A 25985-nucleotide genomic window follows, 5' to 3' on the forward strand; every position below is an offset into this window, starting at 1 on the left:
GTAAATATATAAATAGAATATTCATCGTGTAAACGGTACAATAAAGAGGGGCACACGGCCTCTCTTTATTTTTATTTAGAAGAAAGAGGTGATCGACATAGGTAATTCAAAATATCTACCTGCGCTGCTTTTCGCGGCTTTTTTCTTCTTCATTGAAACCCCTGCAATGTTCGAAGCAGACACAATTGACGGTAGACAGGCGGTAATTATGTTTGATGAGAAAGTGGACAATGAATTGCTTGAGCAATATTCGGAATCAATTGAGTACATATTTCAAGAAATTCCAGCTGCATCGATTACAGTAACAGATGTACAAAAAAAAGCATTGGAGATGTCACCGGATGTAGTCTCCATTACGTATGATATGCCGATTAAATCATCGGCACAGGCTATTCCGTACGGATACAAAATGGTTGGGACGCAAAGTCTTGTACCCACCACATTGACTGGATCCGGCGTGAAAATTGGTGTGCTTGACTCCGGTATCGGTGCAAGTCATCCTGATTTGCAAAATCGGATTGCCGGTGGCGCGTGTATGATGACAATCGTCGACAAAAATGGCTGTCCTGACTCGTACAATGATAATTTCGGTCACGGTACACACGTAGCGGGCATTATCGCAGCGAATAACAATACATTCGGAACGATCGGTGTTGCGCCATCATCTAAACTTTATGCGATTAAAGTGCTTGATGAATACGGATATGGTACGACGAGTACGATGATTGCTGGCGTTGAATGGGCAATAAAACAAAAAATGGACATTTTAAATGTCAGCATTACAACTCCGGTGAACGAAATAGCGTTGCAGGAAGTAATGCAAAAAGCATATAACTCAGGCGTATTAATTGTAGCGGCGGCAGGTAATACAGGAGCACCTGTAAGCGGCTCTACATCATCGGTTGAATACCCGGCGAAATTTGAAAGTGTTATTGCAGTTTCGTCTATTGATCAATATAAAAAGATTGACCCGCTGTCATCACTCGGGAAAGAAGTCGAGTTAACCGCTCCAGGCGTGAAGATTTACAGCACTTATCCGCAGTCCATTAATGCATCCGGTTATCAATACTCAAGCGGAACTTCAATGGCGGCACCTTACGTAACAGGTCTTGCAGCACTTTATAAAGAAAAGTATCCTGAAATGACAAACGTTCAAATTCGATCACTTTTGCAAAAAAATGCGGTTGATTTAGGCGCGGCAGGCCGTGATACTTATTTTGGCTTCGGCCTTGTACAGGTTGATAAAAATCCGATTAATCACGAAATTAATGTACCATATACAACGGATGCAAAAGGAAAAGTGATATTTGATACGAGCGTTCTTTCTGCTCGATTCGGCACTTTTAACGTATACCGTGGCGAAACGCTCGTCGGGAAAAACGAAACAGGAGACGAATGGATTGATTACGCATCGCAAGGAACGGTGACGTATTATTTCCATCCGGTTGTCAATGGGGTAGAGGACGAAGTATCGTTTATTACATTAAAAGCAACGATTGAGGAACCAAAAATAAGTGATTTACGCGCAACAAAATGGTATGACCGCTACATGATGTATTTATATCATGAAAAGATCATGACAGGTTTTAACGACGGCACCGTTCGTCCAGAAGCAGGTATTACACGAGGAGAAGCATCTGTGCTGATTGGACAGTCACTCGGTTTTGACGGCGCAGTGCGTGACACATCCTTTAAAGATGTGACCGCAAACGTTGCGTCTTCCGGCTACGTGCAAAGTTTGCTTGATGCCGGGATTGTTACGGGCTTCAGCGACGGCACATTCCGTCCGGGCACGCCTGTGACACGTTCTGAAATGGCGATCTTGATTGCCCGTGCCTATAAAGTAGCACCGGTGGAATCAGGAACAGTGAAAGACATCACGGCGAAAGTGACAGGTTATCAGTATATTAATGGCATCATTGCTGCGAATATAGCGGGTGGATACGCGGATGGCACATTCCGTCCGTCAGCCCACATAAACCGTGCAGAGTTCTCAGCATTCCTTGCTCGTGCTCTAAATGAAGAAATACGCTAATAAAAAACAAGACCCGATTCGTGAGATATACGAATCGGGTCTTTTATAATTTGAATTTTCAGTTTTATTTCAGTTTTATTTCAATGTTACATAAATATGGAGAAAGATGAGGAAACGACATAATAAATGAACGGGAAAATGAAAATTTCATAGAAAAATGTTAGGGAATGCTGTCAAATCAGCGTAATATATCGATATTTGAATGTAATAGAAACGTAAAACTATTTAAAGTTTAAATTTGCTACAATTACTTCAGTGAGAAAATATGGAGAACGAAAGAGAAACTGGGAGGTTTATGGTGAACAGTTGTAAAAAAGTAATAACTGCTATAATTGCCGCAATCATGCTTTTCACTCTGTCCCCGCTGGCATCTGTTAAAACAGAAGCAGCGTCTGTCGGAGAATCAATCGTGACGTATGGTAAAAAATTTATGGGTGTCCCTTATGTCTTTGGTGGAACAACGCCAAATGGATTTGATTGTTCCGGATTTACACAATATATATATAAACATGCAGCAGGTGTTTCTCTGCCGCGTACAACAGATCAACAATATAAAGTAGGTACTTCAGTAGTAAAAAGTGATTTACAACCAGGCGATCTTGTTTTCTTCGCCAATACATATCGCCAAGGTATTTCACACGTTGGTGTATATGCAGGCGGTAATATGGTATTGAATGCGACATCTAGTGATGGTATTGCTCTAGTTTCATTGAACAACTCGTACTGGGGACCAAAATATGCAGGTGCGAAACGCATTGTAAACGAACCTGAATGGTTTACAGACGTAGCAAAATCAGAAACAACATACGAAGCAATTAAAACGTTAACAGATAAAGAAGTCATTACAGGTTTCGAAGATTACACGTTCCGTCCAGAAGCGAAAGTAACGCGCGGACAAGCAGCAGCAATCATCAACCGTGTTTTGAATATTAAACCAGAAGTGATGAGCCACTTTAAAGATGTACCAAAATCATATCGTTTCGCTTATGATATCGCAGCAATGCGTGAAGCAGGGATCATTACAGGATTTGCTGATAAAACATACCGTCCTGATGAAGAAATGACACGTAACGAAATGGCTTCAATCATCCAGCGTGCATTTGAACTAAAAATGTCACAAACAGCAGCAGCAAGCGTTACATACAAAGACATCAGTGCAAGTCATTGGGCATATGAAGGCGTCGTTACAATGGCATCCATCGATAAAACAGGCCTTTTCACAGGTGAAAAATTCTACGGTACACACAATGCAACACGTGAAGCATTTACAGTTGCGATCTATAATGCTATGAATGCACAATAAGAAATATAAAAAAGCGGTCCCGGCTCTTACACCGGGGCTGTTTTTTTCATATAATAATAGCATCACCAAAAATAGGCCACCACCTTGAAGGGAGTTCCAATCTACGATGAAAAAAGCATTCTCAATTGTGATGGCGCTTGTTTTATTATTCCCAATCTTGCCATCATTAAACATGAAAGTACAGGCTGATGATGTAACCGGTATTAAACTTGAAGCAGAACTAAGGTCCATTATTGAAGCAGGCATTATGAGTGGATATGAGGACGGAACATTTCGACCGGGGAATAATGTGACTCGTGAAGAATTCGCGACGTTTTTAGCACGCGCACTTGAACTTCCGTCCGGCCCAGCAGTGTTCAAAGATGTATCGCCGGCTGGTAAACTAGCACCATACATAAATGCAGCGGCAGCAGCGGGCATTATTAAGGGCGGTTCGGATGGGAATTTTCATCCGAAAGCGACAATTGTCCGCAAAGATATGGCGCTAATGATTGACAATGCACTCGCGTATTTGAACAAGACAGCAGAATACGTTGCACCAACATTTTCGGATATGGATGGCTTGAGTTCAACGCATAAAATTGCGATTGGCAAGAGCGTTAACTTAGGGATTATCTCAGGATTCCCAGATAATACGTTCCGCCCGGATGCGAATGCTCAACGTGATCAGGCAGCGGCGTTTATTTACCGGCTTCTTGAAGGTGATTTACCGGAGCCACCGCCGGCGAAATTGTATCAAACAGCAAATATTGATGCAGCTGGCAATGTAACACGTTCTGCCGTATCCTATGAATCTTTTGATCTGGCAAAACAGGCGATGGACACGAGTGGCTCTGAGCTTGTGACAAAAGACGGGGAAATTATTTATATGAAATACAATGGCGGGATGGTATTTGCTAAACCGGCTAGCGGAGCGACGGTGAATCTGTACACAGATCCTGCGTTAAAAACAGCTAAAACATACGTGTCAGCAAATCCGAAAAATGCATCAAAGATCGTGTACACAACGACTGAATTGAAATATGTCACATCTACCGATCAATATGTGCAAGTATATATTGGTGGAGAAGATTACTATATGAAACCGGGCGATGCAATGCTCGTTCCATTTGAAGGAGCGAAAGGACGCGGTTACTATCAAAATGTAAACGGGTCGCTCGTTCATTCCATTTATGGAATTGAAAACAATACGTACTCGTCTTATAATGCCGGTATTGCGCCATCATTTATGAGAAGCGGCCAAAAATATTATAGCTGGGATGGATTTAGTTTTTACAATGCGTCCGGTCATATCGTTGGACGGGAATATCAATATTTTCAATACTTAACGGCACGTACAACGACAAATTACACAGCAGCTGAACTGGATGCGTATATTAAGAAAGCGGTCGCTGAACGGGAAGCAATGGGCTATGCAAAATATAAAGATGCTTCAAAGAAAAGCAAAATTCTTGGTATTGGTGCTGCACTGAAAAAAGTAGAACGAGAGAAGCACGTTAATGCTTTAATGGTGCTAGCAATGGCTATTCATGAAAGTGATTACGGCACGAGCGATCATGCGTATAACAACAATAATATATTCGGCATTCAAGTGTATGACAACAATCCTGAAAAAGGAAAATCATTTGAAACAGTAGAAGAAGGCATCAACCATCTGGCAGATGAATATTTCACAGGTGCGGACGGAGATTGGAGAGGCGGTTACCTCACACCTGGCGACTGGCGTTCTTACGGTGCTGCACCGGGAACGAAATCGAACGGCATCAATGTGAAGTATGCATCAGATCCATTCTGGGGAGCGAAAGTCGGCGGTCATATGAGAACGATCGACAAAGAACTCGGATTAAAAGATTTTGGCCAATACACATTAGGCTTTACGAACACAACGGACTTAAATGTGCGTACAAGTGCGAATGGAAGCCTTCTATACACATACAATTTAAGTAGAATGCCAGTTGCAATCTTGCAGCAAGGCGAATGGACAAAAGTTGTATCAGACATTCCGACGAGTGTAGAAGGCTATATTTATAGCGATTATATTAATATTTTGCCTGTTGCAGGTAAAGAATAGAAACGGAGTCCCGCCTAGCAAATACGCTATGGCGGGATTACTGTATTTACGACGAGATGATCAATGACTGCAGCGAGATTCGCCCATTGTGAGTAGTTATTCCACTGTGCTGTCCGGCTCTCGCATGATAATTGAGAATAAGGTAAAATAAGTAGGGGAATTTAAGAGATATGGGGGTATATATAAATTATGTCATTGAAAAAAACAGCGCTCTGGCTCGGATTGCTGGCGCTCGTTGTCAAATTGTCGGGCTTTTTGCGTGAAAGTATTATAGCCTATCAATTTGGTGTCAGCAGTTACACAGATGGCTATTTGCTTGCGTTTTCATTTATTACATTGGTGATCGCTATGATTGCAGGTGGATTCAATAATGTATTTTTGCCAATGTATGTAAAGAAACGAAAAGAAAATCCAGAACAAACAGACCGCAGTGCGAACGGAATTATGAATGTTACGTTCTTTTTGTTTATCGGTGTTTCAATGATCGGCTTCTTTTTAGCACCGTGGTTCGTGCCGCTCATTTTCAGAAATATGCCATTATTGACAGAAGAAACGGCCGTTTCGATTACGCAGTTTTTTTTCGTGTTCATGTCATTTATTGCGTTAACAAGTATTTTAGATTCTTATTTGCAAGGAAGACGCGTTTTCGTTCCTTCACAGATTGCAAAGCTGCTTCAAACGATTGTCGGTGTCGCATTCGCTCTCCTTTTCTCAGAGCAGTGGGGCATTGCGAGCCTCGCTTACGGCTTTATCGTCGGTACGATTCTCGGCATTTGTATTCAATTTTTTTACCTATACAAAACGGACTATAGGTGGAAGCCGGTTTTGTCGGTCGATAAAGAGTTTCAGCACTCCTTCCTCGTACTGTTAGCGCCGGCACTCCTTAGCTCTGTCGTCGGTCAAATCAATGTGTTTGTTAATAAAGGTTTCGCAGCTGGGATAGGAGAAGGGCCTGTTTCATACTTGAATTACGCGCAGCTTTTATCATCTATTCCGCATACGATTTATGCGACGACGATTGCCGTTATTATTTTCACTCTTTTAGCCGAACAAGTGAATGATCGCAAAAGCTTTCAAAATACGTTTTTCAGCGGTATGCAAATTTCATTGCTAACGCTCTCACCAATTGCAGCTGGTCTTTACGTCGTTGGGGAACCCGCATTGTCATTCATTTATGAGCGGGGTAAATTTACAGCTGAAGATACGCATTATACATACATTGCGCTCGTTTTTTACTTGCCAATGATTGTAACACAGGGGATGCAATACATCGTTGCAAAAGCGATGTATGCGCAAGGGAAAACGAAAATCGTCTTCCGGATCAGCGTGTTTACGATCGCCATTAACGTGCTTTTGAACTGGCTTTTCATCGGTCCATTCGGCTATCCGGGGCTCGCGCTCACAAGCTCACTCGTTTCGCTTTATTATTTAACGGCCTGCACCATTTTTGTTTATAAAGATTTCGATAAGTCAGAGCCTGCGAGACTTATTGGATTACTGGCCCGTACGGCGATTGTGACTGCATTTATGGTTGTGCCCCTTTATTTCATCCGTCCACTCATCGATGAATGGTATTCATTATGGCAACTTGCTATTCTCGTTCCAATCGGCGCCATTTTATACGTAGTTGGACTGTTTTTCTTCTATAAAGAAGGATTCCGTAAATTGCTCAGTATGATTAGGCGAAACGGGAGCAGTTTATCGTGAGAAAATGGTACTTCATCTTAGCTGTGTTGATACTGGCAGGCTGCAAGGCAAGTTCGGAAGCAGCACCTATGACGGAATCGCAAATTATTTCGATTGGTAACAAATCACTCCTTCTTGAAGCAGATCATTTATCTTTGAAAAAAGAATCGAATCCAGAAGGACTCGATTTTATTTATAAAGATACAAACTATCGTTATAACGTCGGAAACAAGGCTGCATTAACAGTGAAAGTCCGGAAAATGAACAATGGCGATCGGTTCGTTATGCTGCGTATGAGCGGTGAAGGGACCGTAACCGGCAAGGTGCAAATTCCATCTGCCGATGACTATTATTTTGTTGATTGGACGAAAAACATTCCGGAACGGGTACACGACGATGTTACCGGTGTGGATGAAACGAAGCCGCCGGCCGGTCTGTTCCGCTACACGAACAATCGTGAATTTATTAACGAGCTGGTCATAAGCCACACGTTTACGTCGCGTGAATTGAATGAGTTGTACGGAAGCGGCCGTGAAAGTACGGTGCGTGAGCTGCTGACGGAAAAAAATACATTGCAGCATTCAAAAGAAGGTGTTGAATTTACGATGACTGCCGGCCGTGGCGAAATAAGCGAGCAATGGTTTTTACTCGCAGAAGCACCGCTGTTTGAACAAACCGACAACTTGAATGACTGGATTACATTCCAGCAGATAAATTATAAGGAAGTAAACAACTGGTTTACAGTGGATGGCTCATTGAAAAAACTGCCGTGGTCTGTGGAGCCGTTTACAAAAGATGGATACGGCCGTCATATGGGTACACTTATTGAAAAAGAAGCCATCGATCGCTATTTTAAATACAAAGAACGCTATTTTTACAATTTAACCGTTCAATCAGCAGCGAATGTATGGTCATACCGTGAATCAAAAAAAGATGTAATCTGGAAAACAGAATATACGAGCACGTGGCTAAAGGAAAAGTATAATATTACAGCGCCATATGTGGATACGCGTCATAATGAGTTAATCGTGATTTATTTGCACCGGATCGGCAAAGAACTCGGTGTGCCAGAGCTTGAAAAAGCATTACCTGAATACAGCGATTATCTGCTTAATTTAATTAGCATTGACAACGTTGTACGGGCTGAAAAAGGATACTTGCCCGCTGATTATTATTCGCCGCAGCAAGGCAAACAGCGCATTCATGCGTCCCTTAACCACGCGCTCGGTGAAGCAAATATGCTTATCGACGCGTATCATGCGACCGGTCATAAAAAGTACTTGCTTGCTGTCCGTGAAATCCGCGGGGGCATTGAATCCGTTGGTAGTGATTGGATCCGGCCGAACGGCGATCTCTGGTACCAGATTAATCGCGATGGAACGTTTGATGGCAATGATTATGAATATTTGACGCTGAACGATTTAGAAGGACATGAAAAAAAATGGGCGACACTTGGTGGAAATCCAAGTCCGGTGCTTCAAAAATTGATCAAAAGTAAAAAAGCATATTTAAAATCACGATAATATTGACATAAATCGATATATTTTTTGAATATTGACATAAATCGATATATTTTTTGCAGGAAAACAAATAAGGTTTGACGAAATAATAGTGAAGTAGAAAAATGACGAAAGAACGGAAGTTGCCGTATGTTCAAAGGCATGCTTTATCAGAAGTTTTAGATAAGTCGAAAAGCAGGCAGGAAGTTCATTCGTAACATCTGCTTTAAAAAAAATAAACGGGAGTGGAAAGGAAGGAAATTCGTATGACGAAACAACAATTTGGTGTAGTCGGCCTTGCTGTAATGGGGAAAAATCTGGCATTAAACATTGAAAGCAGAGGATACTCTGTTGCTGTTTATAACCGCTCAGCTGATAAAACGACTGCATTTCTTCAACAAGAAGCAGAAGGAAAGAATTTCAAAGGTACGTACAGCGTAGAAGAATTTGTGGCCTCTCTTGAGAAGCCGCGTAAAATTTTACTTATGGTTAAAGCAGGTGGCGCAACAGATGCAACAATCGATTCATTAAAGCCGTATCTGGATAAAGGGGACATTTTGATCGACGGTGGAAACACATTTTTCGAAGATACGGTCCGCCGCAATAAAGAACTTGCAGGACTTGGCCTTCATTTCGTTGGAACAGGAGTATCAGGTGGAGAAGAAGGAGCACTGAAAGGTCCTTCCATTATGCCAGGCGGTCAGCGTGAGGCGTTTGAACTTGTCCGTCCGATTTTAGAAGCCATTTCCGCAAAAGTAGGCGATGACGCATGCTGCACATACATCGGTCCGGATGGTGCTGGTCATTACGTAAAAATGGTGCATAACGGCATCGAGTACGGTGACATGCAGCTGATTTCAGAAGCATACTTCATCATGAAGCATATGCTCGATCTTTCAACAGACGAACTGCATGAAGTATTCGCAGAATGGAATCAAGGCGAACTTGATAGCTATTTAGTCGAAATTACAGCCGACATTTTCAAGAAAAAAGACGATGAAACAGGTCAACCGCTTATCGATGTCATTTTAGATGCTGCTGGCCAAAAAGGCACAGGTAAGTGGACAAGTCAAAATGCGCTTGATCTAGGCGTACCGCTTTCTATTATTACGGAGTCTGTATTTGCTCGCTTTATTTCTGCGTTAAAAGACGAACGTGTACAAGCAAGTAAACAATTAACAGGCCCTGAAGTCACACCGTTTGACGGTGATAAGAAAGAAATGATCGAAGCAGTCCGTGAGGCGCTTTACATGAGTAAAATTTGCTCATATGCGCAAGGATTTGCTCAAATGAAAGCTGCCTCAGAAGAATATGGATGGGATCTTCACTACGGTGACATCGCCATGATTTTCCGCGGAGGCTGTATCATCCGTGCGCAATTCCTGCAAAAAATCAAAGAAGCATTCGATCGCGATCCGAACCTTGCGAACTTGCTTCTTGATGAATATTTCCAAGACATCGTGCAAAACTATCAATCAGCGCTTCGCCGCGTCGTGACAATGGCTGTGGAACGTGGTATTCCGGTACCGTCATTCTCAAGCGCAATTATTTATTTCGACAGCTACCGTACAGAAACACTGCCTGCGAACTTGATTCAAGCGCAACGTGATTACTTCGGTGCTCATACGTATAAACGAATTGATAAAGAAGGCACATTCCATACAGAGTGGATGAGTAAATAACATGCAAAGAGCCGTCTCTAATATAGAGATGGCTCTTTCATTTTATTGATTTTGTATCCTTTCGCTAACTGTTATATCAGCGCTCGTTTCACTTTTAATAAGTGATAGATTCATAGACGGTACATCCCAAAAATGTTTAATACCAAGCGCACAAGCTCCTAAGACACAGGCCTTTGTACCAAGTTTTGAAATAGATAATTCTCGGTATTGACTGATAGTGGACTTTAAATTGCATTCAATTTGTTCAATGGATTGAGGATTGAGCTGAAGTAGTTCACTGCTTAAAACGATGACTTCCGGATTATATGCATTAATCAAATTATTTAAGCCGATCGTTAAAAAATAAATGAATTGTTCCATCATTTCGACGACGACTTTATCTCCTGATTGCATCCATTGGTGCACGTCTTCATAAGAAATAGTTGATTGCCCCTTCTTTTCCGACAACTCTCTGAAAAAAGAGGATTCCGATGCATATTGTTCCCAGCAGCCATAGTTGCCGCAATTACACGGTTTTCCATTCGGCATAATGATTGTATGACCGACTTCACCTGCAAAGCCATCATGCCCTTTGAAAAATTCTTCGTTCATCATCACACCGAGTCCGATTCCAGAATAAAGGCTTGCGCATAATAAGTTTTCAGTTTCGTGGTGCTCATAAACGCGTTCTGCGAAAGAACACAAATTAGCGTTGTTCTCGATGCAAATAGGAAGTCCAGTCGCTTTTTCTAGGTCATTTTTTATATGAATATCCCGCCACCCGAAACGGGGGACATAATGAATGATTTCATCTTTTGTCACCAAACCGTGAATCCCAATGACGACACCGACTAAACCGTAGCGGCTTTGCGCACATTCTTTTTCAAAAAGTTGAATGTGTTTCACTAAAAGATGGAGAATCGTTTCATACTCAGTCGCTTCTATCTTCACTGTACGGGTCGACACCGGCTGACCGAGCAAGTCAGATAAAGCAAACGTTAACAGCCCATAATCGAGATCAATGCCAAGCGTGTAACCGGCTGATCGGTTTACAGATAGCATAATTGGACGTCTTCCAACACCGTGGTGTTCAAGATGCGTTTCCACAATAAGTTCATCTTCCAGCAAATCCGCTGCTTGAGCAGAAATAGTCGCTCTTGTTAAAGAGGTTAGTTTTGATAAATCAGCACGAGAAATCATCTTTCTTTCGATAATTTTTTGAACAATAAGTGAACGATTTATTTTTTTAATGTAAGCGGCATCACCGGCAGCCATGTATAATCCTCCTTCATAGGTACATTCTTTTATTATACTTTTATTATATAGGTTTTTTTCTCTGAGAAAGGTTTATTGACGTATAACACAGAGACATGATAAATTAAATATTATAGTTAATTTGTTTAGTAAACGAATTAACAAGATGAATTTTTTAACTAAATTATGTTGCTTTGAAAAGGTTTACAATTTTTTACTTCAAAAATACACTAACATAAAATCGGAGGGGACACAACATGAAAAAATTTTTACAGGATGATTTTCTTTTAAATAATGAGACAGCTGTACACTTGTATGAAAAAGCGGCAAAAGATACGCCGATTTTTGACTTCCACTGTCACCTCAGTCCGAAAGAAGTGTGGGAAAATAAACCGTTTGAAAACATTACGCAGCTCTGGCTTGCAGGTGATCATTATAAATGGCGATTGATGCGTATGCATGGCGTGAGCGAGTCACTTATTACGGGTGATGCAAGTGATTGGGAAAAATTTCAGGCGTGGGCAGATACAGTGCCATATTTAATTGGCAATCCACTTTTCCACTGGACGCATATGGAATTAAAAAAATACTTCGGCATCGACAAATTGCTTACACCGGAAACAGCGAAAGAAATTTGGGATGAATGTAATGAAAAGCTTCAGTCACCTGGGTATGATCCAAGATCGTTTATTGAAAAATCAAACGTGTTATTCATCGGCACAACAGATGATCCAGCATCGGATCTTCGTTATCATAAGCTGCTGAAAGAAGACGATTCATTTAAAGCAACCATTGCGCCGACATTCCGTCCAGACGGAGCGCTTTTTATTGATCGCCCTGCATTTGCAGACTGGCTTGGCAAATTGGCTGACGTTTCCGGCTTGAAAGTGGAATCATTCGACGATCTTTTGGCAGGACTTCAAAACCGGGTTGATTTCTTCCATGAAAATGGCGGACGTGCCTCGGATCATGATATGCCGAAAATGGTGTATAAAGAAACAACGAAAGACGAAGCGGAAGCGGTCTTTAACAAACGGATCAGCGGAGAAGAGCTGACGGGTGAGGACTTGTTTGCTTACCGTTCATTCCTTTTAAAAGAACTCGGCAAGATGTACGCTGACAAAGAGTGGGTTATGCAGCTTCATATGGGTGCGATCCGGAATAATAATACAGCGATGAAAGAAAAAATCGGCCCGGATACAGGATTTGATTCGATCGGTGATGGTGATGTAGCAGAAGGGTTGTCTCGTTTTCTTGATGCACTCGATCAAGAAGGTGCTTTGCCAAGAACAGTTCTCTTTAACTTAAATCGCAAAGACAACGATGTGCTTGCGACGATGATGGGGAACTTCTTTGAAGAAGGGACTCCGGGGAAAGTTCAATTAGGTTCTGCCTGGTGGTTTAATGACCATATTGATGGAATGGAACAGCAAATGAAGACATTTGCAAGTGTCGGTTTGCTTAGTCATTTCATTGGAATGTTGACGGATTCCCGCAGTTTTATATCATATACGCGACATGATTATTTCCGCCGCATTTTATGCAACATTCTCGGGGAATGGGTTGAACAAGGAAAAGCACCAGATAACTCTGCATTCCTTGAGCAGATGGTACGAAATATCGGGTATGATAATGCTAAAAATTACTTTTTGGAGCGAAAAGGAGGAAGATAACAATGGGGATCATTCAAGATCTTGTTAAAGACATTCCTGTACCCAAAATGGTGAAAGTGAGACAAAAGTTTGATAATCAAAAAATCGATGATCTGGCAGCTGTTTTTATAAAAGAATTTGAGCGCGAGGTTATCCGTCAAAAAATCAAACCAGGCATGTCGATTGCCATTGCAGTCGGAAGCCGCGGGGTAGACCGGATTGTTGAAATTACAGCGATGACCGTTGCCTTTTTAAAAGAAATGGGCGCAAATCCGTTTATCGTACCGAGCATGGGCAGCCATGGCGGTGCAACAGCGGAAGGGCAAATTGACGTTTTGAAACACCTCGGTGTAACTGAAGAAAGTACCGGTGCTGAAATTCGTTCTTCAATGGAAGTTATTAAAGTCGGCGAGCTGCCAAATGGCCTGCCGGTTTACGTAGATAAATACGCATCTGAAGCGGATGGCATTGTCGTTATTAACCGCATTAAGCCGCATACTGCTTTTCGCGGACCGGTTGAAAGTGGCATTATGAAAATGATCAGTATCGGTCTAGGCAAGCAAAAAGGAGCGGAAGCGTGCCACCAGCTTGGCTTTAAACATATGGCTGTGCACGTGCCGGCGATGGCGAAAATGATTATGGAGCATCTGCCTGTGTTGTTCGGTGTTGCAACGGTCGAAAATGCCTTTGATAAAGTTGCGGTCGTTGAAGTGCTAGCAGCAGAAGAAATTGAAGAAAAAGAAGTGGGGCTTCAAGTGAAAGCAAAAGAGCTGCTGCCAAAACTATTTTTCGAGCAGCTTGATGTACTTGTTATTGATCAGATTGGCAAAAATATCAGCGGTGATGGCATGGATCCGAATATTACGGGCCGTTATCCGACACCATATGCGCACGGTGGGCCGGATGTGAATAAAATGCTCGTGCTTGACTTGACAGACGAGACAGAAGGAAATGCGAACGGTGTCGGCACAGCCGATTTTACGACACAGCGCCTTGTCGACAAAATGGATCTCGAAGTAACGTATGCGAATGGGCTGACATCAACAGTTGTTGCGCCAACAAAAATTGCGACTACACTTGCGAATGACAAAGAAGCCATTCAAGCGGCTATTAAAACGAGCAACATCCTTGATTTTACAAAAGTAAAAATGGTTCGCATTAAAAATACGCTTGAAGTAAGTGAAATTGAAGTATCCGAAGCACTCCTTCCCTACGTGCAGGAACATGCGCAGCTTGAAGCGATGACAGAAGCGGAAGAACTTTCATTTGATCAAAAAGGAAATTTAGTTTAAAAAAGATATAGGAAATAGGGAGGATTTACTGTGAATACATTATTTGATTTAACTGGAAAAACAGCCGTCGCAATTGGAGGGAACAGTGTTCTTGGCTCATCTATGGCAAAAGGGCTTGCCAATCATGGCGCAAAAGTGGCGATTGTCGGCCGTAACCTTGATAAAGCAAACGAAGTCGTTAAAGAAATTGAAGCATTAGGTGGCATAGCGAAAGCATTTCAGGCAGATGTCGTCTCGAAAGAATCGCTTGAAGCATCGGCAGCAGCTATTGAAGAATGGTCTGGTGGCTGGGATATTTTATTAAATGCACCTGGTACAAATAGCGCAACACCGTTTTTCGACCTTGACATGGACGAATGGGACAAGATCATGGACGTAAACTTAAAAGGTATTGTTGTAACATGCCAGGTTTTCGCTAAAAAAATGATCGAGCAGGGCAGACAGGGAAGCATTATTAATATTTCATCTGTTTCATCGACAACACCGTTGTCAAAAGTGTTCACGTATTCCGTTTCAAAAGCAGGATTAAACAGCGTAACGCAATTTTTAGCACGTGAATTTGCGCAAGATGGAATTCGTGTGAACGCGATTATTCCAGGCTTTTTCCCGGCTGAACAAAACCGAAAGATTTTAAGTGAAGAACGTATTGCTTCTATTATGAATCACACACCGATGAACCGTTTCGGCGATCCGGATGAATTGCAGGGAGCAACCGTGTGGCTCGCATCTGATAAAGCATCAAGTTTTGTGACGGGTACGCTGATCCGCGTTGATGGCGGATTTGGCAGCATGACGATTTAACAGAAAGGATGAACCGTAATGGTAAATGAAAAATACGGGAAACTGCAGTCGATTCTCCGCGAGATGGAATCTGTTGTTGTCGCGTTTTCAGGTGGAGTGGACAGCACATTTTTGCTAAAAGCAGCTGTCGATACACTTGGTCCAGAGCGGGTACTCGCCGTTACAGCGGATTCCGAAACATATCCGTCCACTGAACTGGAAGAAGCAAAGAAGCTGGCTAAACATATTGGCGTGAAGCACACAGTCATTGAAACGTCGGAATTAGCGATTCCAGGATATACAGAAAACGATAAGAACCGATGCTATTTTTGCAAAAGCAGCTTGTTTGATCACCTTATTCCGATTTTGAACAAGCAAGGGTATAATAATATCGTGTATGGCGTGATTGCGGACGACATGAATGAATTCCGTCCGGGGATGAAAGCGGCGAAAGAAAAAAATATTCGTGGTCCGTTGCAGGAAGCGAACTTATTTAAGGAAGAAATAAGAGAGCTGTCCCGTAGTTTTGATTTACCGACGTGGGATAAACCATCCTTTGCCTGCTTGTCTTCCCGCATTGCCTACGGTGAAACGATCACAAAAGAAAAGCTGACAAAAGTGGAAAAGGCAGAGGCCTATCTAAAATCGTTATCAATTCGGCAAGTACGAGTACGGACGCATGGAGATACGGCCCGTATTGAAGTGGAGCCTGGGGATATGCTACGTGTACTTGAGTATCACGCGGCCATAGCCAAAAGACTGCAGCAATTCGGCTATAAATATGTGTCACTCGATCTTGTTGGCTATACAAGCGGCAGCATGAACAAAGCACTAGAAAAGGATGAACAACATGTCTAAAGAATACGTTATAGGACTGGATATCGGCACGACCAGTGTCAAAGCAGTCGTCTTTGACCGATGCGGAAAAGTGACTGCCGAATCCGAACAGTTAACTAAATCATTTTATCCGCAGCCAAACCACGTTGAGCAGGATCCAGAAGCACTTACATCCGCTTCTGTTTTCGTTTTAAAAGATGCGATTCAAAAAGCGGGTGTGACGCCAGATCAAGTGGCGGGTATCGGCTTTTCATGCGCGATGCATTCCCTTATTTGTGTTGATGAAAACGGCCGGGCGCTGTCACGCGCCATTATTTGGGCGGACGGACGCGGCAGTGATCAAGCAGAACGTCTGATAAGTGAGAATGGGATGGCACTATATGAAAAAACAGGTACGCCCATTCATCCGATGTCTCCCCTTGTCAAGCTTCTGTGGATGAATGAAACGGGTTACGAACCGTTCCAGAGAGCGGCTTATTTTATGTCTGTAAAAGAATATTTGCTTTTGCAATGGTTTGGCAAGCGCATTGTCGATTATTCGATGGCTTCTGCTACTGGTTTGTTCAATGGTGAAACACTCGATTGGGACGTGGAAATTCTTGAATTAGTGAACGTGAAAAAAGAGCAGTTGTCGCGTCCTGTGCCTCCGACAGAAATATTGAAAGGCTTAAATAAAATCATTGCCGACTACATCGGTATACCTGAAGATATTCCATTTGTCATTGGTGCAGCGGACGGACAGCTTGCCAACCTTGGCAGCGGGGCCATTTTGCCAGGCGAGGTGGCGATCACTGCCGGCACAAGTGGAGCAGTCCGTCAGTGGGCGAATGGGTTCCGTGCAAATGAAAAACATGAAACGTTTTGCTACATGTTTACAGAAGAAACATCGATCATTGGCGGTCCGACAAATAACGGTGGGATCGCGCTTGAATGGCTAAAAAACTTGTTAAACTATCAAGGAACGTACGAAGAGTTTACGAAAGAAGCGGGACGCGTCGGACCGGGTGCAGATGGCATTCTATTCCTGCCATACATTAATGGCGAGCGGGCACCGCTTTGGAATCAACACGCACGCGGGAACTTTTTTGGAATGTCTATTACGCATCAGAAAGAACATTTCGTTCGCGCGGTACTAGAAGGAATTACATTTAATTTATATCAAATTAGCGAGGCGCTTGAACGTTTGGCAGGTCCTTCTGAGAAGATTTATGTAAACGGGGGTCTTGCACGGTCGCCGATCTGGCTTCAAATGATGGCTGACGTATTTGGGAAAAATATTTATGTATCTGAAAGCCACCATAATGCAGCCTGGGGAGCAGCCTGGACAGCGCTTGTAGCAGTCGGAGAAGCTGATTCCTTTGAAGACATTAAGAACAACTTGCCGATGGGTGAAGTAATTGTACCAAATGTAGAGAACCATAAAGTGTATCAGGACATTTACGAAAAGTACGTACGACTCGCTGCGGATGTAACGAAGTATTTCTAAAAAAGGTGTGTGGTCCAAATAATCGATCGTATTTTAGAACAGGTCCAGAATGGGACGTTAACGGCAGCAGAAGCAAAGGAAAAGCTGTCAACGTATGAAAACTTAGGATTCGTGAAAATTGACCACCATCGGAAAAACAGACAGGGATTTCCGGAAATTGTATTTGGTGAAGGGAAGTCAGCTGAACAGATTTTAACGATTGTCGAGTCACTCCGGGCGCGTAATGACTCTGTGCTCGTGACGCGCATTTCGCCTGAGAAAGCAGCATTTGTGCTCCAGAAATGCCCGGAGTTTGAATATAATGAAATCGCAAAGACGCTTGCCTGGACGGAAGAAAAGCCGAGAACAAATGGATACATAGCGATTGTGTGCGCAGGCACATCCGATTTATCGGTAGCCGAAGAAGCAGCCGTGACAGCTGAAACGCTTGGCGTCAATGTTCGGCGTATTTACGATGTCGGAGTGGCCGGACTGCACCGTCTGCTTGATAATATTGAAGAAATTCAAAACGCAGACGTCTCTGTTTGTGTCGCCGGCATGGAAGGCGCGTTGCCGAGCGTGCTCGGTGGACTTGTCACAAATCCAATTATTGCGGTGCCGACAAGTGTCGGTTACGGAGCGAACTTTAACGGTTTATCCGCTCTTTTATCGATGCTCAATTCATGCGCGTCAGGTGTTAGTGTTGTGAACATAGACAATGGATTTGGAGCGGCTTATAACGCCGTGCTTATTCACCGCCTGGCGCATAAAGGGGAGAAATAATATGACGACACTTTATTTTGACTGCTTCTCTGGCATGAGTGGAGACATGGTCATCGGTGCGCTCCTTGATGCGGGCGCTGATCCAGTAAAAATGGAAGCTGAATTAAAGAAACTGCAAATGGAAGAAGAATATACATTATCGTGGAAAAAAGTTGTGAAAAATGGCATTACGGCGACAAAGTTTGATGTGAAGTTGACAGCTGAAATTAGTCATAGCCACGCACATGATCACGACCACACACACAGTCATGATCACAGCCATGACCACGATCATACGCATAGCCATGACCACAGCCACGATCACGAACATACGCATAGTCATCATCATTCACATGATCAACACCATCATCACGCCCACCGCTCGTACAAGGATATTGTCGAGATGATTAAAGTGGCGGGCTTTAATGAAGAGGTTACACGTATGTCACTTGCGATTTTTAAAAAGATTGGTGAAGCAGAAGGGCACATTCATAGTATGCCGCTTGAAAAAGTTCATTTTCATGAAGTCGGTGCGGTCGATTCAATTATCGATATTATTGGCGCAGCGATTCTCATTGATCAGATGGGTATCACATCGATTAAATCGTCGCCGATACCTGTAGGCACGGGCAACATTCAAATTGATCATGGCGTCTATCCGGTTCCTGCTCCTGCGACACTCGAAATGTTAAAAGGGGTGCCAATCGCAAAAAGTGATATTCGTTTCGAGTTGACAACACCGACGGGCGCCGCGATCGCATCTGTTCTCGCAGATGCGTTTTGTTCGATGCCATCGATGACGATCGATGCGATCGGTTATGGCGCTGGGACAAAAACATTTAAAGATCACCCGAATGTATTGCGTGTAGTCATTGGAAAAGAATAATTCAGATGACTAATCAGCGTCCTCCAGATCAGGAGCATATCGATGATCAAATGGTTAAAATGGAAGTGAATCTTGACGATATTTCAGGTGAATGGCTCGGTTACGTAATGGAGTTGTTATTTGAGGCGGGCGCGAATGATGTCTACTACACGCCTATCTTTATGAAAAAGAATCGTCCGGGTGTGCTGCTTCAGTTGCTTTGTTCAAGCGGTTCAGTCGAGAAAATGAAGGACATTTTATTTACTGAAACGACGACACTCGGTGTGCGTTATTATCCATTGATGGTACACCGGCTCGAGCGGGCGTTTATAAAAGTGGAGACGCCGTGGGGACCGGTGACGGTAAAAGAAGGTTCTCATAACGGAGAGACGGTACAGCGAGCGCCAGAGTTTGACGAGTGCCGGCGAATTGCTGAGGAACAAGGAATTCCACTCAAGCGTGTGTACGAGGAAGTGTGGAAGCGTCTTGGCGGGAAGTACGGTTGAAAATACTTTGAAGCAATTCAAAGAAATTTTAAACTAACATAAAAGAGGGTCGTGTCCTAAACGTCGGTGAATAATTGACTGGGGCAGCCCTGTTTTTTTGTTTGAAAAGATATTTTAGTCTTTTTTATGATGAGTTCGTCGCGAAAATGAAACGTTCACGGCTACAATCATCTTATCCAGAATGATGAGGCTCTCTTTAGAAGGTGCATAGGATTGAATTATATGTCGGATACTTATTGAATGGTGAATGGGGCTTATTTTAAATGTACCTTGTATGAGGTTCTATTTTATTTAGGTTTTTTGAATTGAAAGAAAGAGGGGCACTAAATGAATGATCAACAGTTGGCTAAGAAAATCCTTCAACACGTTGGGGGAGAGCAAAATGTGTCGAGTCTTCACCCCAGTGCAACACAGTTAGGAATTGAGGTGAAAGACAAGACAAAAGCAAATAAATCCGCATTGGAAAATATGAAAGCCATTATAAATGTAGAAGAAAGCAACGAACAATTTCAAATAAAAATTGAGGGCTCCGTCGAAGATCTTTATAAAGAAATCAAAAAATTAGGGGACTTTACGAACGATTCTACTTCAGAAGAGAAAGAAAAAGAGTCGATGATGTCAAAGATTTTAGGAATAATCTCAGGAAGTTTTGCCCCTATACTAGGTGTGCTTGCTGGGTCCGGGCTGTTAAAAGCATTATTAACTGTTTTAACTATGTTAGGATGGATGTCTACTGAAAGCAGTACATATGCGATTTTGTCTGCTGCGGGACATGCCATTTTTTATTTCCTGCCTATATTTCTCGGGATTACGCTTTCCATTAAACTCGGTGCCAGTCCATATGTCGGTGGAACCATTGGTGCAGCACTTTTGGAGCCGAGCTTTACGAATTTAGCAGCGAATGGAGCGAAAAGCGTAGATTTCTTAGGGATTCCTGTTGTGTTAATGAGCTATTCTTCTACAGTTTTCCCAATCTTCATTGCTGTTGCTATTTATGCAGTATTAGATAAATTCTTGAAAAAGGTTATTTATAAAGACATTCAAATGTTTGTGAATCCGATGATCTCATTACTCATTATTGTTCCGTTAACGGTGCTCATTTTCGGTCCTTTTGGTGTGTATGTCGGAGAGGCAATCGGCGCAGGTATCGAATTCCTAAGCTCAAAAAGCGGTCTTTTAACAGGAGCAGTGTTAGGAAGCGCTTGGACCTTTCTTACTATTATGGGGCTTCACTGGGCGATTATCCCTATCGCCATTGCTAATCTTGCCATTGGTGAAGACCCTATCATCGGGATGGCAGCGGCAGCGCCATTTGCTCAAATCGGGATGGCACTCGGAATTTTCTTGAAAACAAAAGATAAAGATTTAAAAGGTCTTTCTGCAACGGCGATTTTGCCAAGTGTACTGGCAGGTACGACAGAATTGATCAACTATGGGATCATCTTACGCTATAAACGAACGATGCTTTATGTAGCGATTGCAGGAGCTGTAGGCGGCGCTATTAATGGCAGCTTGGGAGTAAAAATGACCGTATTTTCTTTTCCAAGTTTATTGACGATCCCTGCATTTTCGCCGATGTTACAATATGTAATCGGTATCGCAGTTGCCTTAGTTTTAGGAATGGTTCTTACGTATATATTCGGATATGAAGATAAAAACGAAAAAGCTTCTTCAAAAGTAAAGTTCGACACAGATCAGATTAGTGTGGAAAGGGAAACGATTGGAAGTCCGTTAAGTGGGGAAATCATTCCGTTATACAAGATCAGTGAGCCGCTTTTCGCTACACAAACAGTAGGGAAAGGGATTGCGATTGAACCAGAGAAAGGTGAGGTCGTTTCACCAATGGACGGGGTCGTCACCACCTTATTTCCAACAGAACATGCGATTGGAATCACATCAGAGGGTGGTGCAGAAATTTTAATTAATATCGGGATTGACACAGTGAATCTGAAAGGACAATTTTTTACCTCTCATGTCAAACAAGGGGATAAAGTGCGGCAAGGTGACTTGCTTATTGAATTTGATATTGAAAAAATTAAAGCTGCCGGGTATCAAGTGACAACACCGGTTGTGATCACGAATACAAGTCAATACCTTGATGTTGTAAAGACAAAGAATTCATTTGTAAGCGCTAAAGACGATTTATTAACAGTCGTTGTATAGTACACAAGGAGAACTCAAATCCTGCCGGCTTTGTAGCAGGATTTTTGCAAGGTTTAGTCATGGATTGAAAAATCAAAAAGAAGAAAGATTTTATATTGACAAAAAGAAAATAGGATGATAAGCTATCTTTAATTAGTTTGTTTAGTACATAAACTAACTAGCTGATTAAAAAAACCACACACATATTATATCTTTTCCTCCTCGAAGATCAAGTTTTCAGAAAGGAGGAAAAAGATTAGAGCGTTTTGAAAACGCATACTAATGCCGATAAAATGAAATGGCTGTTCCACCGGTAGAATAAAATAAAGAGAGTGTCCCTACCTCGTCAGTGACAACTGACGAGGTAGGGACACTCTTCTTTTTCGCCGTTATGACCAAGGTGACTTGCTTAAGAGACAGATTTTTATCTGACATGAACGAGCAGTAAGACCTAGGCTTCAACATATTACAAAGAAATTTCACTTTATTATACGGTTCGATCGTTTCGCCAATCACTCGGTGTCTGTCCGGTTATTTTTTTAAAAACACGTGCAAAATAAGAAGCGTCTTCAAATCCGACAGCACCGGCAATCCAGTCGATTGATGAATGCTCTTTTTTCAGCAGCCGCTTCGCTTCCTTGATGCGCAGATGCTGAAGATAAGCGGTCATCGTCATATTGGTTTCTTTTTTGAATTGGCGAGCAAGATGAGAGGGATGGGTACGTAGCGAATCCGCAATTGCCTGTGCATCAAATGGATCTTTCAAATGAACATGTAAATACCGAAGTGCTCGTTGAATGAACTGGGAGTAGCGAGACAGCTCATTTTCTTTCACAAGTGTACAATACTCAGCGCCCATCGACTCACTGAGCTTCGTCAAAGCATTGATACTGTCAATTCGTTCAATGGCGAGTGCGAATTTTTCCGATAATTGATGTAGTAAAAAAGGAGGTACACCGCCCCGCTCCGCTGCAATCCGGAAAGTTGTATTTAAAATGATCATCATATTTTTTGTTGCACGCACAGGACGGTTGGGGAACCGCTCGGAGAAATCGAATAAAATCCCGCTTTCTTTTCTGATTTCAAGCAGTTTTTGGGCATTCCCGTGTTCAATTGCATGCATCATGTCATTATTCAGCTCATAGCGCAAATTCACCAGTTCCACATTGGCAGACTCTGCAAATAAATCAGCCGTTTGATTAGGAATGTCATGATGTTCAATAAATGAAATCGGTGCTTGCCGTAAAGACCGGACCTGATGCAGGATGTTGGCCAAACTTTGCTGTTTCGGTCTGCTCATCAGCGGCAGATCGCGGATGAACGTTTCATCTAGCTGAAAGGACGTACGTAATGTAGAGAGGTCGGGCATCTCGATGAGAAAAGGTCCGGCGATTATCGCCGTCTCATCATCGAAAATATTTGCCGCAAAGGTGAGTCTGGCTGCGTTTGTATGAAAGTGACAGCGCTCCGGATGTTGAAAAGCGGCTTCGCTCAACAAACGAAAGGATTGAGTCTGTAAGGGAATGGGTCCTCCCGAAGGCACATGGGGTTCGTGTGACGTCACCACTATCCCAGAACGCTCGACTGCAAATACATTCATATTCGTTAAATGAAATAATGTCATAAGGGCGGAAGATAAACGGACTGGCGGCTGTCTCATATTTTCCCTCTTTCTTTTTTATGAACAGGTGTTAATCGTGTCCTTATAAAGCAATTATAGTCCTATTTATAAAAAGAGAAAAGTCATATGATCTAAATGTAATCACTTACAAAAGGAGTGCTGAAAACATGTTATATCCAATCATCACAGATACGAGAAGCATTATTGACCTTAACGGTATCTGGAATTTTAAATTAGATACAGGCAATGGCCTTGAAGAAAAATGGTATGAAAATGTATTGACAGACACGATGAATATGGCTGTGCCATCTTCTTATAACGATATTGGCGTAACAGCGGAAATCCGCAATCATGTCGGATGGGTGTGGTACGAGCGTGAATTTACCGTACCATCTATTTTTTCATCCGAACGTATTGTGCTTCGTTTCGGATCCGCGACACATCAAGCAAAAGTATATGTAAACGGCGAACTCGTTGTGGAACATTCTGGCGGATTTATGCCGTTTGAAGCGGATCTTAAAGGATATTTGCAAAGCGGAAAAAACCGTTTGACTGTCGCAGTAGATAACATTCTTGATGAAACAACGCTTCCGGTTGGAAAATATGTGGAACGCGATGTGCCAGGTGTCGGCAAAGTGATCCGCAATCAGCCGAACTTTGACTTTTTCAACTATGCAGGTCTCCATCGTCCGGTGAAAATTTATACAACACCAAACACGTATGTACAAGACGTAACAGTCGTGCCAAATATCGACGGTGCTGTTCAGTACAAAATCGACGTAGCAGGAGAAGCTGATGTGAAAGTAAGCGCGGTGGATGAAGAAGGTGTCATCGTAGCGGAAGCATTCGGTGCAGAAGGAACGATCCAGATTCCAGACGTAAAACTGTGGGAGCCGATGAACGCATACTTGTACACATTTAAAGTAGAGCTGACAAAAGACGGCAGCACTGTGGATGTATATGAACAGCCAGTCGGCGTTCGCTCGGTGGAAGTAAAAGACAGCCAATTCCTCATCAACAATAAACCGTTTTATTTCAAAGGATTTGGTAAACATGAAGACACAGCCGTTCATGGCAGAGGATTTGATGAAGCGGTTAACGTAATGGACTTTGAATTGATGAAATGGATCGGTGCCAACTCATTTCGTACTGCTCATTATCCGTACTCTGAAGAAATTATGCGTCTTGCGGACCGTGAAGGCATTGTCGTGATTGATGAGACTCCAGCTGTCGGCGTTCATTTAAACTTTGCGGCAACATTGTTTGGTGCCAGTGAAAAACGCAACACATGGGAACACATCGGGACTCACGAACAGCATCGTCAAGTGATTCAAGAACTCGTTGCCCGCGATAAAAATCATCCATGCGTCGTCATGTGGTCTGTAGCTAATGAACCGGCATCTGAAGAAGAAGGAGCACGCGAATACTTTGAACCGCTCGTTCAATTAACAAGAGAATGTGATCCACAAAAACGTCCAGTCACCATTGTTACACATTTATGGTCCACACCGGACACATGCCACATCGCTGAAATTGTGGATGTACTCGCATTGAATCGTTACTACGGCTGGTACGTAGAAGCAGGCGAGTGGGACATCGTCAAAGCACAGCTGCGTGAAGAATTTGACGGCTGGTTGAAACGCTGCCCGGGCAAACCAATCATGTTCACTGAATACGGTGCTGACACCGTTGCCGGCTTGCATGATGTTGCACCGGTTATGTTTACGGAAGAATTCCAGGTTGAATACTACCGCGCTAATCACGAAGTTTTTGACGAATACAAAGAATTCATCGGAGAACAAGTATGGAACTTCGCCGACTTCGCTACAAGCCAGGGCGTTATGCGTGTACAAGGCAACAAAAAAGGGATTTTCACACGTGATCGTAAACCAAAAGCATCTGCACATGAACTCCGCCAGCGCTGGACAGAAATTCCAGACTTCGGATATAAATCGAAATAAGCAAAACCCATATATAAAGAGCGCACTGCAAAACACTTATATGTAAAGGAAGCATCCGAAAGAATAAGGTCTCTTTCGGGTGTTTTTCTTTTGATCTTTTCATAGTAAGCTATTAATAATATACAAAAAGAAAGCACCATTAGATAACTTTCAGTAAAATATAGACAGATTGCAGTCGTGTAATTACTGCTTTTTTTAATGTACTAAAATAGTTTAAATGAAAGGATGTTGTTTGGTGAGAATGTCGACTGTCTTAATTACTGCCTATGCAAAAGCACCTCAAAATACAAGCATGTACGAGAATTATAAATATGTGGGTATAGTACTTGAAATTCATAAAGAGAGCCACATCATTATTAATGCAGAGTTTACGTTCGTAACGAATCTTGCACAAGACTTTTTTAAACGGATGATTGTTGGCTACGATTTCAGTAAAGATATTAGCCCACTCATTGAAGAGATTGCGAACGATTATTTGGCACCGTCCCAGCAAGCCGTAATCGTTGCCTTAAAAGTCGCTCATCAGCGATATAAAGATCGTTTGGAAGTAAGAAAACAAAAGGATTAGGTAACAACGACCATACAGAAAAAAA

19 protein-coding genes are annotated in these 25985 nt (G+C 42.5%); 17 read left to right on the forward strand and 2 right to left on the reverse strand.

What is annotated here, in order from left to right:
- Window positions 1-88 precede the first annotated feature (88 nt).
- The 6 genes from AWH49_RS16925 to gndA all read left to right on the forward strand — a co-directional run bounded on the left by AWH49_RS16925 (window position 89) and on the right by gndA (window position 10276).
- Entirely contained in the window at window positions 89-2035 is a 1947-nt protein-coding gene (locus tag AWH49_RS16925) for a S8 family peptidase (protein WP_063966647.1), read from the forward strand.
- 295 nt (window positions 2036-2330) lie between these two features.
- Complete coding sequence (locus AWH49_RS16930) at window positions 2331-3338, forward strand: C40 family peptidase (protein ID WP_063966648.1); 1008 nt, start codon at window positions 2331-2333, stop codon at window positions 3336-3338.
- A 106-nt stretch (window positions 3339-3444) separates the two neighbouring features.
- Complete coding sequence (locus AWH49_RS16935) at window positions 3445-5409, forward strand: S-layer homology domain-containing protein (protein ID WP_063966649.1); 1965 nt, start codon at window positions 3445-3447, stop codon at window positions 5407-5409.
- 189 nt (window positions 5410-5598) lie between these two features.
- Window positions 5599-7116: a murein biosynthesis integral membrane protein MurJ gene (gene murJ, locus AWH49_RS16940; protein ID WP_211268411.1), complete on the forward strand. Its 1518-nt coding sequence runs from the start codon at window positions 5599-5601 to the stop codon at window positions 7114-7116.
- Complete coding sequence (locus AWH49_RS16945; protein WP_063966651.1) at window positions 7113-8618, forward strand: hypothetical protein; 1506 nt, start codon at window positions 7113-7115, stop codon at window positions 8616-8618. The genes murJ and AWH49_RS16945 overlap by 4 nt, the downstream gene beginning before the upstream one ends.
- 242 nt (window positions 8619-8860) lie before the next feature.
- On the forward strand, window positions 8861-10276 hold the full coding sequence (gene gndA / locus AWH49_RS16950; RefSeq protein WP_034287428.1) for an NADP-dependent phosphogluconate dehydrogenase: 1416 nt from the start codon (window positions 8861-8863) through the stop codon (window positions 10274-10276).
- 42 nt (window positions 10277-10318) lie between these two features.
- Here the strand turns inward: gndA and AWH49_RS16955 are convergent, their stop codons facing one another.
- Window positions 10319-11530 (reverse strand): ROK family protein, encoded by a 1212-nt coding sequence (locus AWH49_RS16955; protein WP_063966652.1) that lies wholly within the window; start codon window positions 11528-11530, stop codon window positions 10319-10321.
- A gap of 236 nt (window positions 11531-11766) precedes the next feature.
- Between AWH49_RS16955 and uxaC the strand changes: the two genes are divergently transcribed.
- The 9 genes from uxaC (at window position 11767) to AWH49_RS17000 (ending at window position 21831) form a co-directional block, all read left to right on the forward strand.
- Window positions 11767-13182, forward strand: a complete 1416-nt coding sequence (uxaC, locus tag AWH49_RS16960; RefSeq protein ID WP_063966653.1) for a glucuronate isomerase — start codon at window positions 11767-11769, stop codon at window positions 13180-13182.
- Between the two features lie 2 nt (window positions 13183-13184).
- Window positions 13185-14453 (forward strand): nickel pincer cofactor-dependent isomerase, group 22, encoded by a 1269-nt coding sequence (locus tag AWH49_RS16965; protein ID WP_063966654.1) that lies wholly within the window; start codon window positions 13185-13187, stop codon window positions 14451-14453.
- Between the two features lie 30 nt (window positions 14454-14483).
- A complete protein-coding gene (locus tag AWH49_RS16970) occupies window positions 14484-15254 on the forward strand; it encodes an SDR family oxidoreductase (protein ID WP_063966655.1) in 771 nt (256 codons plus the stop codon).
- Between the two features lie 18 nt (window positions 15255-15272).
- A complete protein-coding gene (larE, locus tag AWH49_RS16975; RefSeq protein ID WP_034287416.1) occupies window positions 15273-16091 on the forward strand; it encodes an ATP-dependent sacrificial sulfur transferase LarE in 819 nt (272 codons plus the stop codon).
- A complete protein-coding gene (locus AWH49_RS16980; RefSeq protein WP_063966656.1) occupies window positions 16084-17556 on the forward strand; it encodes a gluconokinase in 1473 nt (490 codons plus the stop codon). The genes larE and AWH49_RS16980 overlap by 8 nt, the downstream gene beginning before the upstream one ends.
- A gap of 18 nt (window positions 17557-17574) precedes the next feature.
- Window positions 17575-18318, forward strand: coding sequence for a nickel pincer cofactor biosynthesis protein LarB (gene larB, locus AWH49_RS16985; protein ID WP_063966807.1), 744 nt, complete (start codon window positions 17575-17577; stop codon window positions 18316-18318).
- A 1-nt stretch (window position 18319) separates the two neighbouring features.
- Window positions 18320-19183, forward strand: coding sequence for a nickel pincer cofactor biosynthesis protein LarC (gene larC, locus AWH49_RS21055; protein ID WP_063966657.1), 864 nt, complete (start codon window positions 18320-18322; stop codon window positions 19181-19183).
- A gap of 5 nt (window positions 19184-19188) precedes the next feature.
- On the forward strand, window positions 19189-19668 hold the full coding sequence (larC2, locus tag AWH49_RS21060) for a nickel pincer cofactor biosynthesis protein LarC2 (protein ID WP_063966658.1): 480 nt from the start codon (window positions 19189-19191) through the stop codon (window positions 19666-19668).
- A gap of 327 nt (window positions 19669-19995) precedes the next feature.
- Complete coding sequence (locus AWH49_RS17000; RefSeq protein ID WP_063966659.1) at window positions 19996-21831, forward strand: beta-glucoside-specific PTS transporter subunit IIABC; 1836 nt, start codon at window positions 19996-19998, stop codon at window positions 21829-21831.
- A 466-nt stretch (window positions 21832-22297) separates the two neighbouring features.
- Here AWH49_RS17000 and AWH49_RS17005 read toward each other — a convergent pair whose 3' ends face one another.
- A complete protein-coding gene (locus AWH49_RS17005; RefSeq protein ID WP_063966660.1) occupies window positions 22298-23470 on the reverse strand; it encodes an AraC family transcriptional regulator in 1173 nt (390 codons plus the stop codon).
- Between the two features lie 128 nt (window positions 23471-23598).
- Here AWH49_RS17005 and uidA point away from each other — a divergent pair, with 128 nt between their 5' ends.
- Window positions 23599-25392, forward strand: coding sequence for a beta-glucuronidase (uidA, locus tag AWH49_RS17010; protein WP_063966661.1), 1794 nt, complete (start codon window positions 23599-23601; stop codon window positions 25390-25392).
- A 241-nt stretch (window positions 25393-25633) separates the two neighbouring features.
- On the forward strand, window positions 25634-25960 hold the full coding sequence (locus AWH49_RS17015) for a DUF3870 domain-containing protein (RefSeq protein WP_063966808.1): 327 nt from the start codon (window positions 25634-25636) through the stop codon (window positions 25958-25960).
- The last annotated feature ends 25 nt before the right edge of the window (window positions 25961-25985 follow it).

The sequence above is a fragment of the Domibacillus aminovorans genome, from assembly GCF_001643235.1.
GTDB lineage: Bacteria > Bacillota > Bacilli > Bacillales > Domibacillaceae > Domibacillus > Domibacillus aminovorans.

What these genes read in the sequence shown, in the direction of transcription:
- AWH49_RS16930 (WP_063966648.1), top strand. Translation starts at nt 2,331, where the DNA reads ATGGTGAACAGTTGTAAAAAAGTAATAACTGCTATAATTGCCGCAATC.
- AWH49_RS16935 (WP_063966649.1), top strand. Translation starts at nt 3,445, where the DNA reads ATGAAAAAAGCATTCTCAATTGTGATGGCGCTTGTTTTATTATTCCCA.
- murJ (WP_211268411.1), top strand. Translation starts at nt 5,599, where the DNA reads ATGTCATTGAAAAAAACAGCGCTCTGGCTCGGATTGCTGGCGCTCGTT.
- gndA (WP_034287428.1), top strand. Translation starts at nt 8,861, where the DNA reads ATGACGAAACAACAATTTGGTGTAGTCGGCCTTGCTGTAATGGGGAAA.
- AWH49_RS16955 (WP_063966652.1), bottom strand. Translation starts at nt 11,530, where the DNA reads ATGGCTGCCGGTGATGCCGCTTACATTAAAAAAATAAATCGTTCACTT.
- uxaC (WP_063966653.1), top strand. Translation starts at nt 11,767, where the DNA reads ATGAAAAAATTTTTACAGGATGATTTTCTTTTAAATAATGAGACAGCT.
- AWH49_RS16965 (WP_063966654.1), top strand. Translation starts at nt 13,185, where the DNA reads ATGGGGATCATTCAAGATCTTGTTAAAGACATTCCTGTACCCAAAATG.
- larE (WP_034287416.1), top strand. Translation starts at nt 15,273, where the DNA reads ATGGTAAATGAAAAATACGGGAAACTGCAGTCGATTCTCCGCGAGATG.
- AWH49_RS16980 (WP_063966656.1), top strand. Translation starts at nt 16,084, where the DNA reads ATGTCTAAAGAATACGTTATAGGACTGGATATCGGCACGACCAGTGTC.
- larC (WP_063966657.1), top strand. Translation starts at nt 18,320, where the DNA reads ATGACGACACTTTATTTTGACTGCTTCTCTGGCATGAGTGGAGACATG.
- larC2 (WP_063966658.1), top strand. Translation starts at nt 19,189, where the DNA reads ATGACTAATCAGCGTCCTCCAGATCAGGAGCATATCGATGATCAAATG.
- AWH49_RS17000 (WP_063966659.1), top strand. Translation starts at nt 19,996, where the DNA reads ATGAATGATCAACAGTTGGCTAAGAAAATCCTTCAACACGTTGGGGGA.
- AWH49_RS17005 (WP_063966660.1), bottom strand. Translation starts at nt 23,470, where the DNA reads ATGAGACAGCCGCCAGTCCGTTTATCTTCCGCCCTTATGACATTATTT.
- uidA (WP_063966661.1), top strand. Translation starts at nt 23,599, where the DNA reads ATGTTATATCCAATCATCACAGATACGAGAAGCATTATTGACCTTAAC.
- AWH49_RS17015 (WP_063966808.1), top strand. Translation starts at nt 25,634, where the DNA reads ATGTCGACTGTCTTAATTACTGCCTATGCAAAAGCACCTCAAAATACA.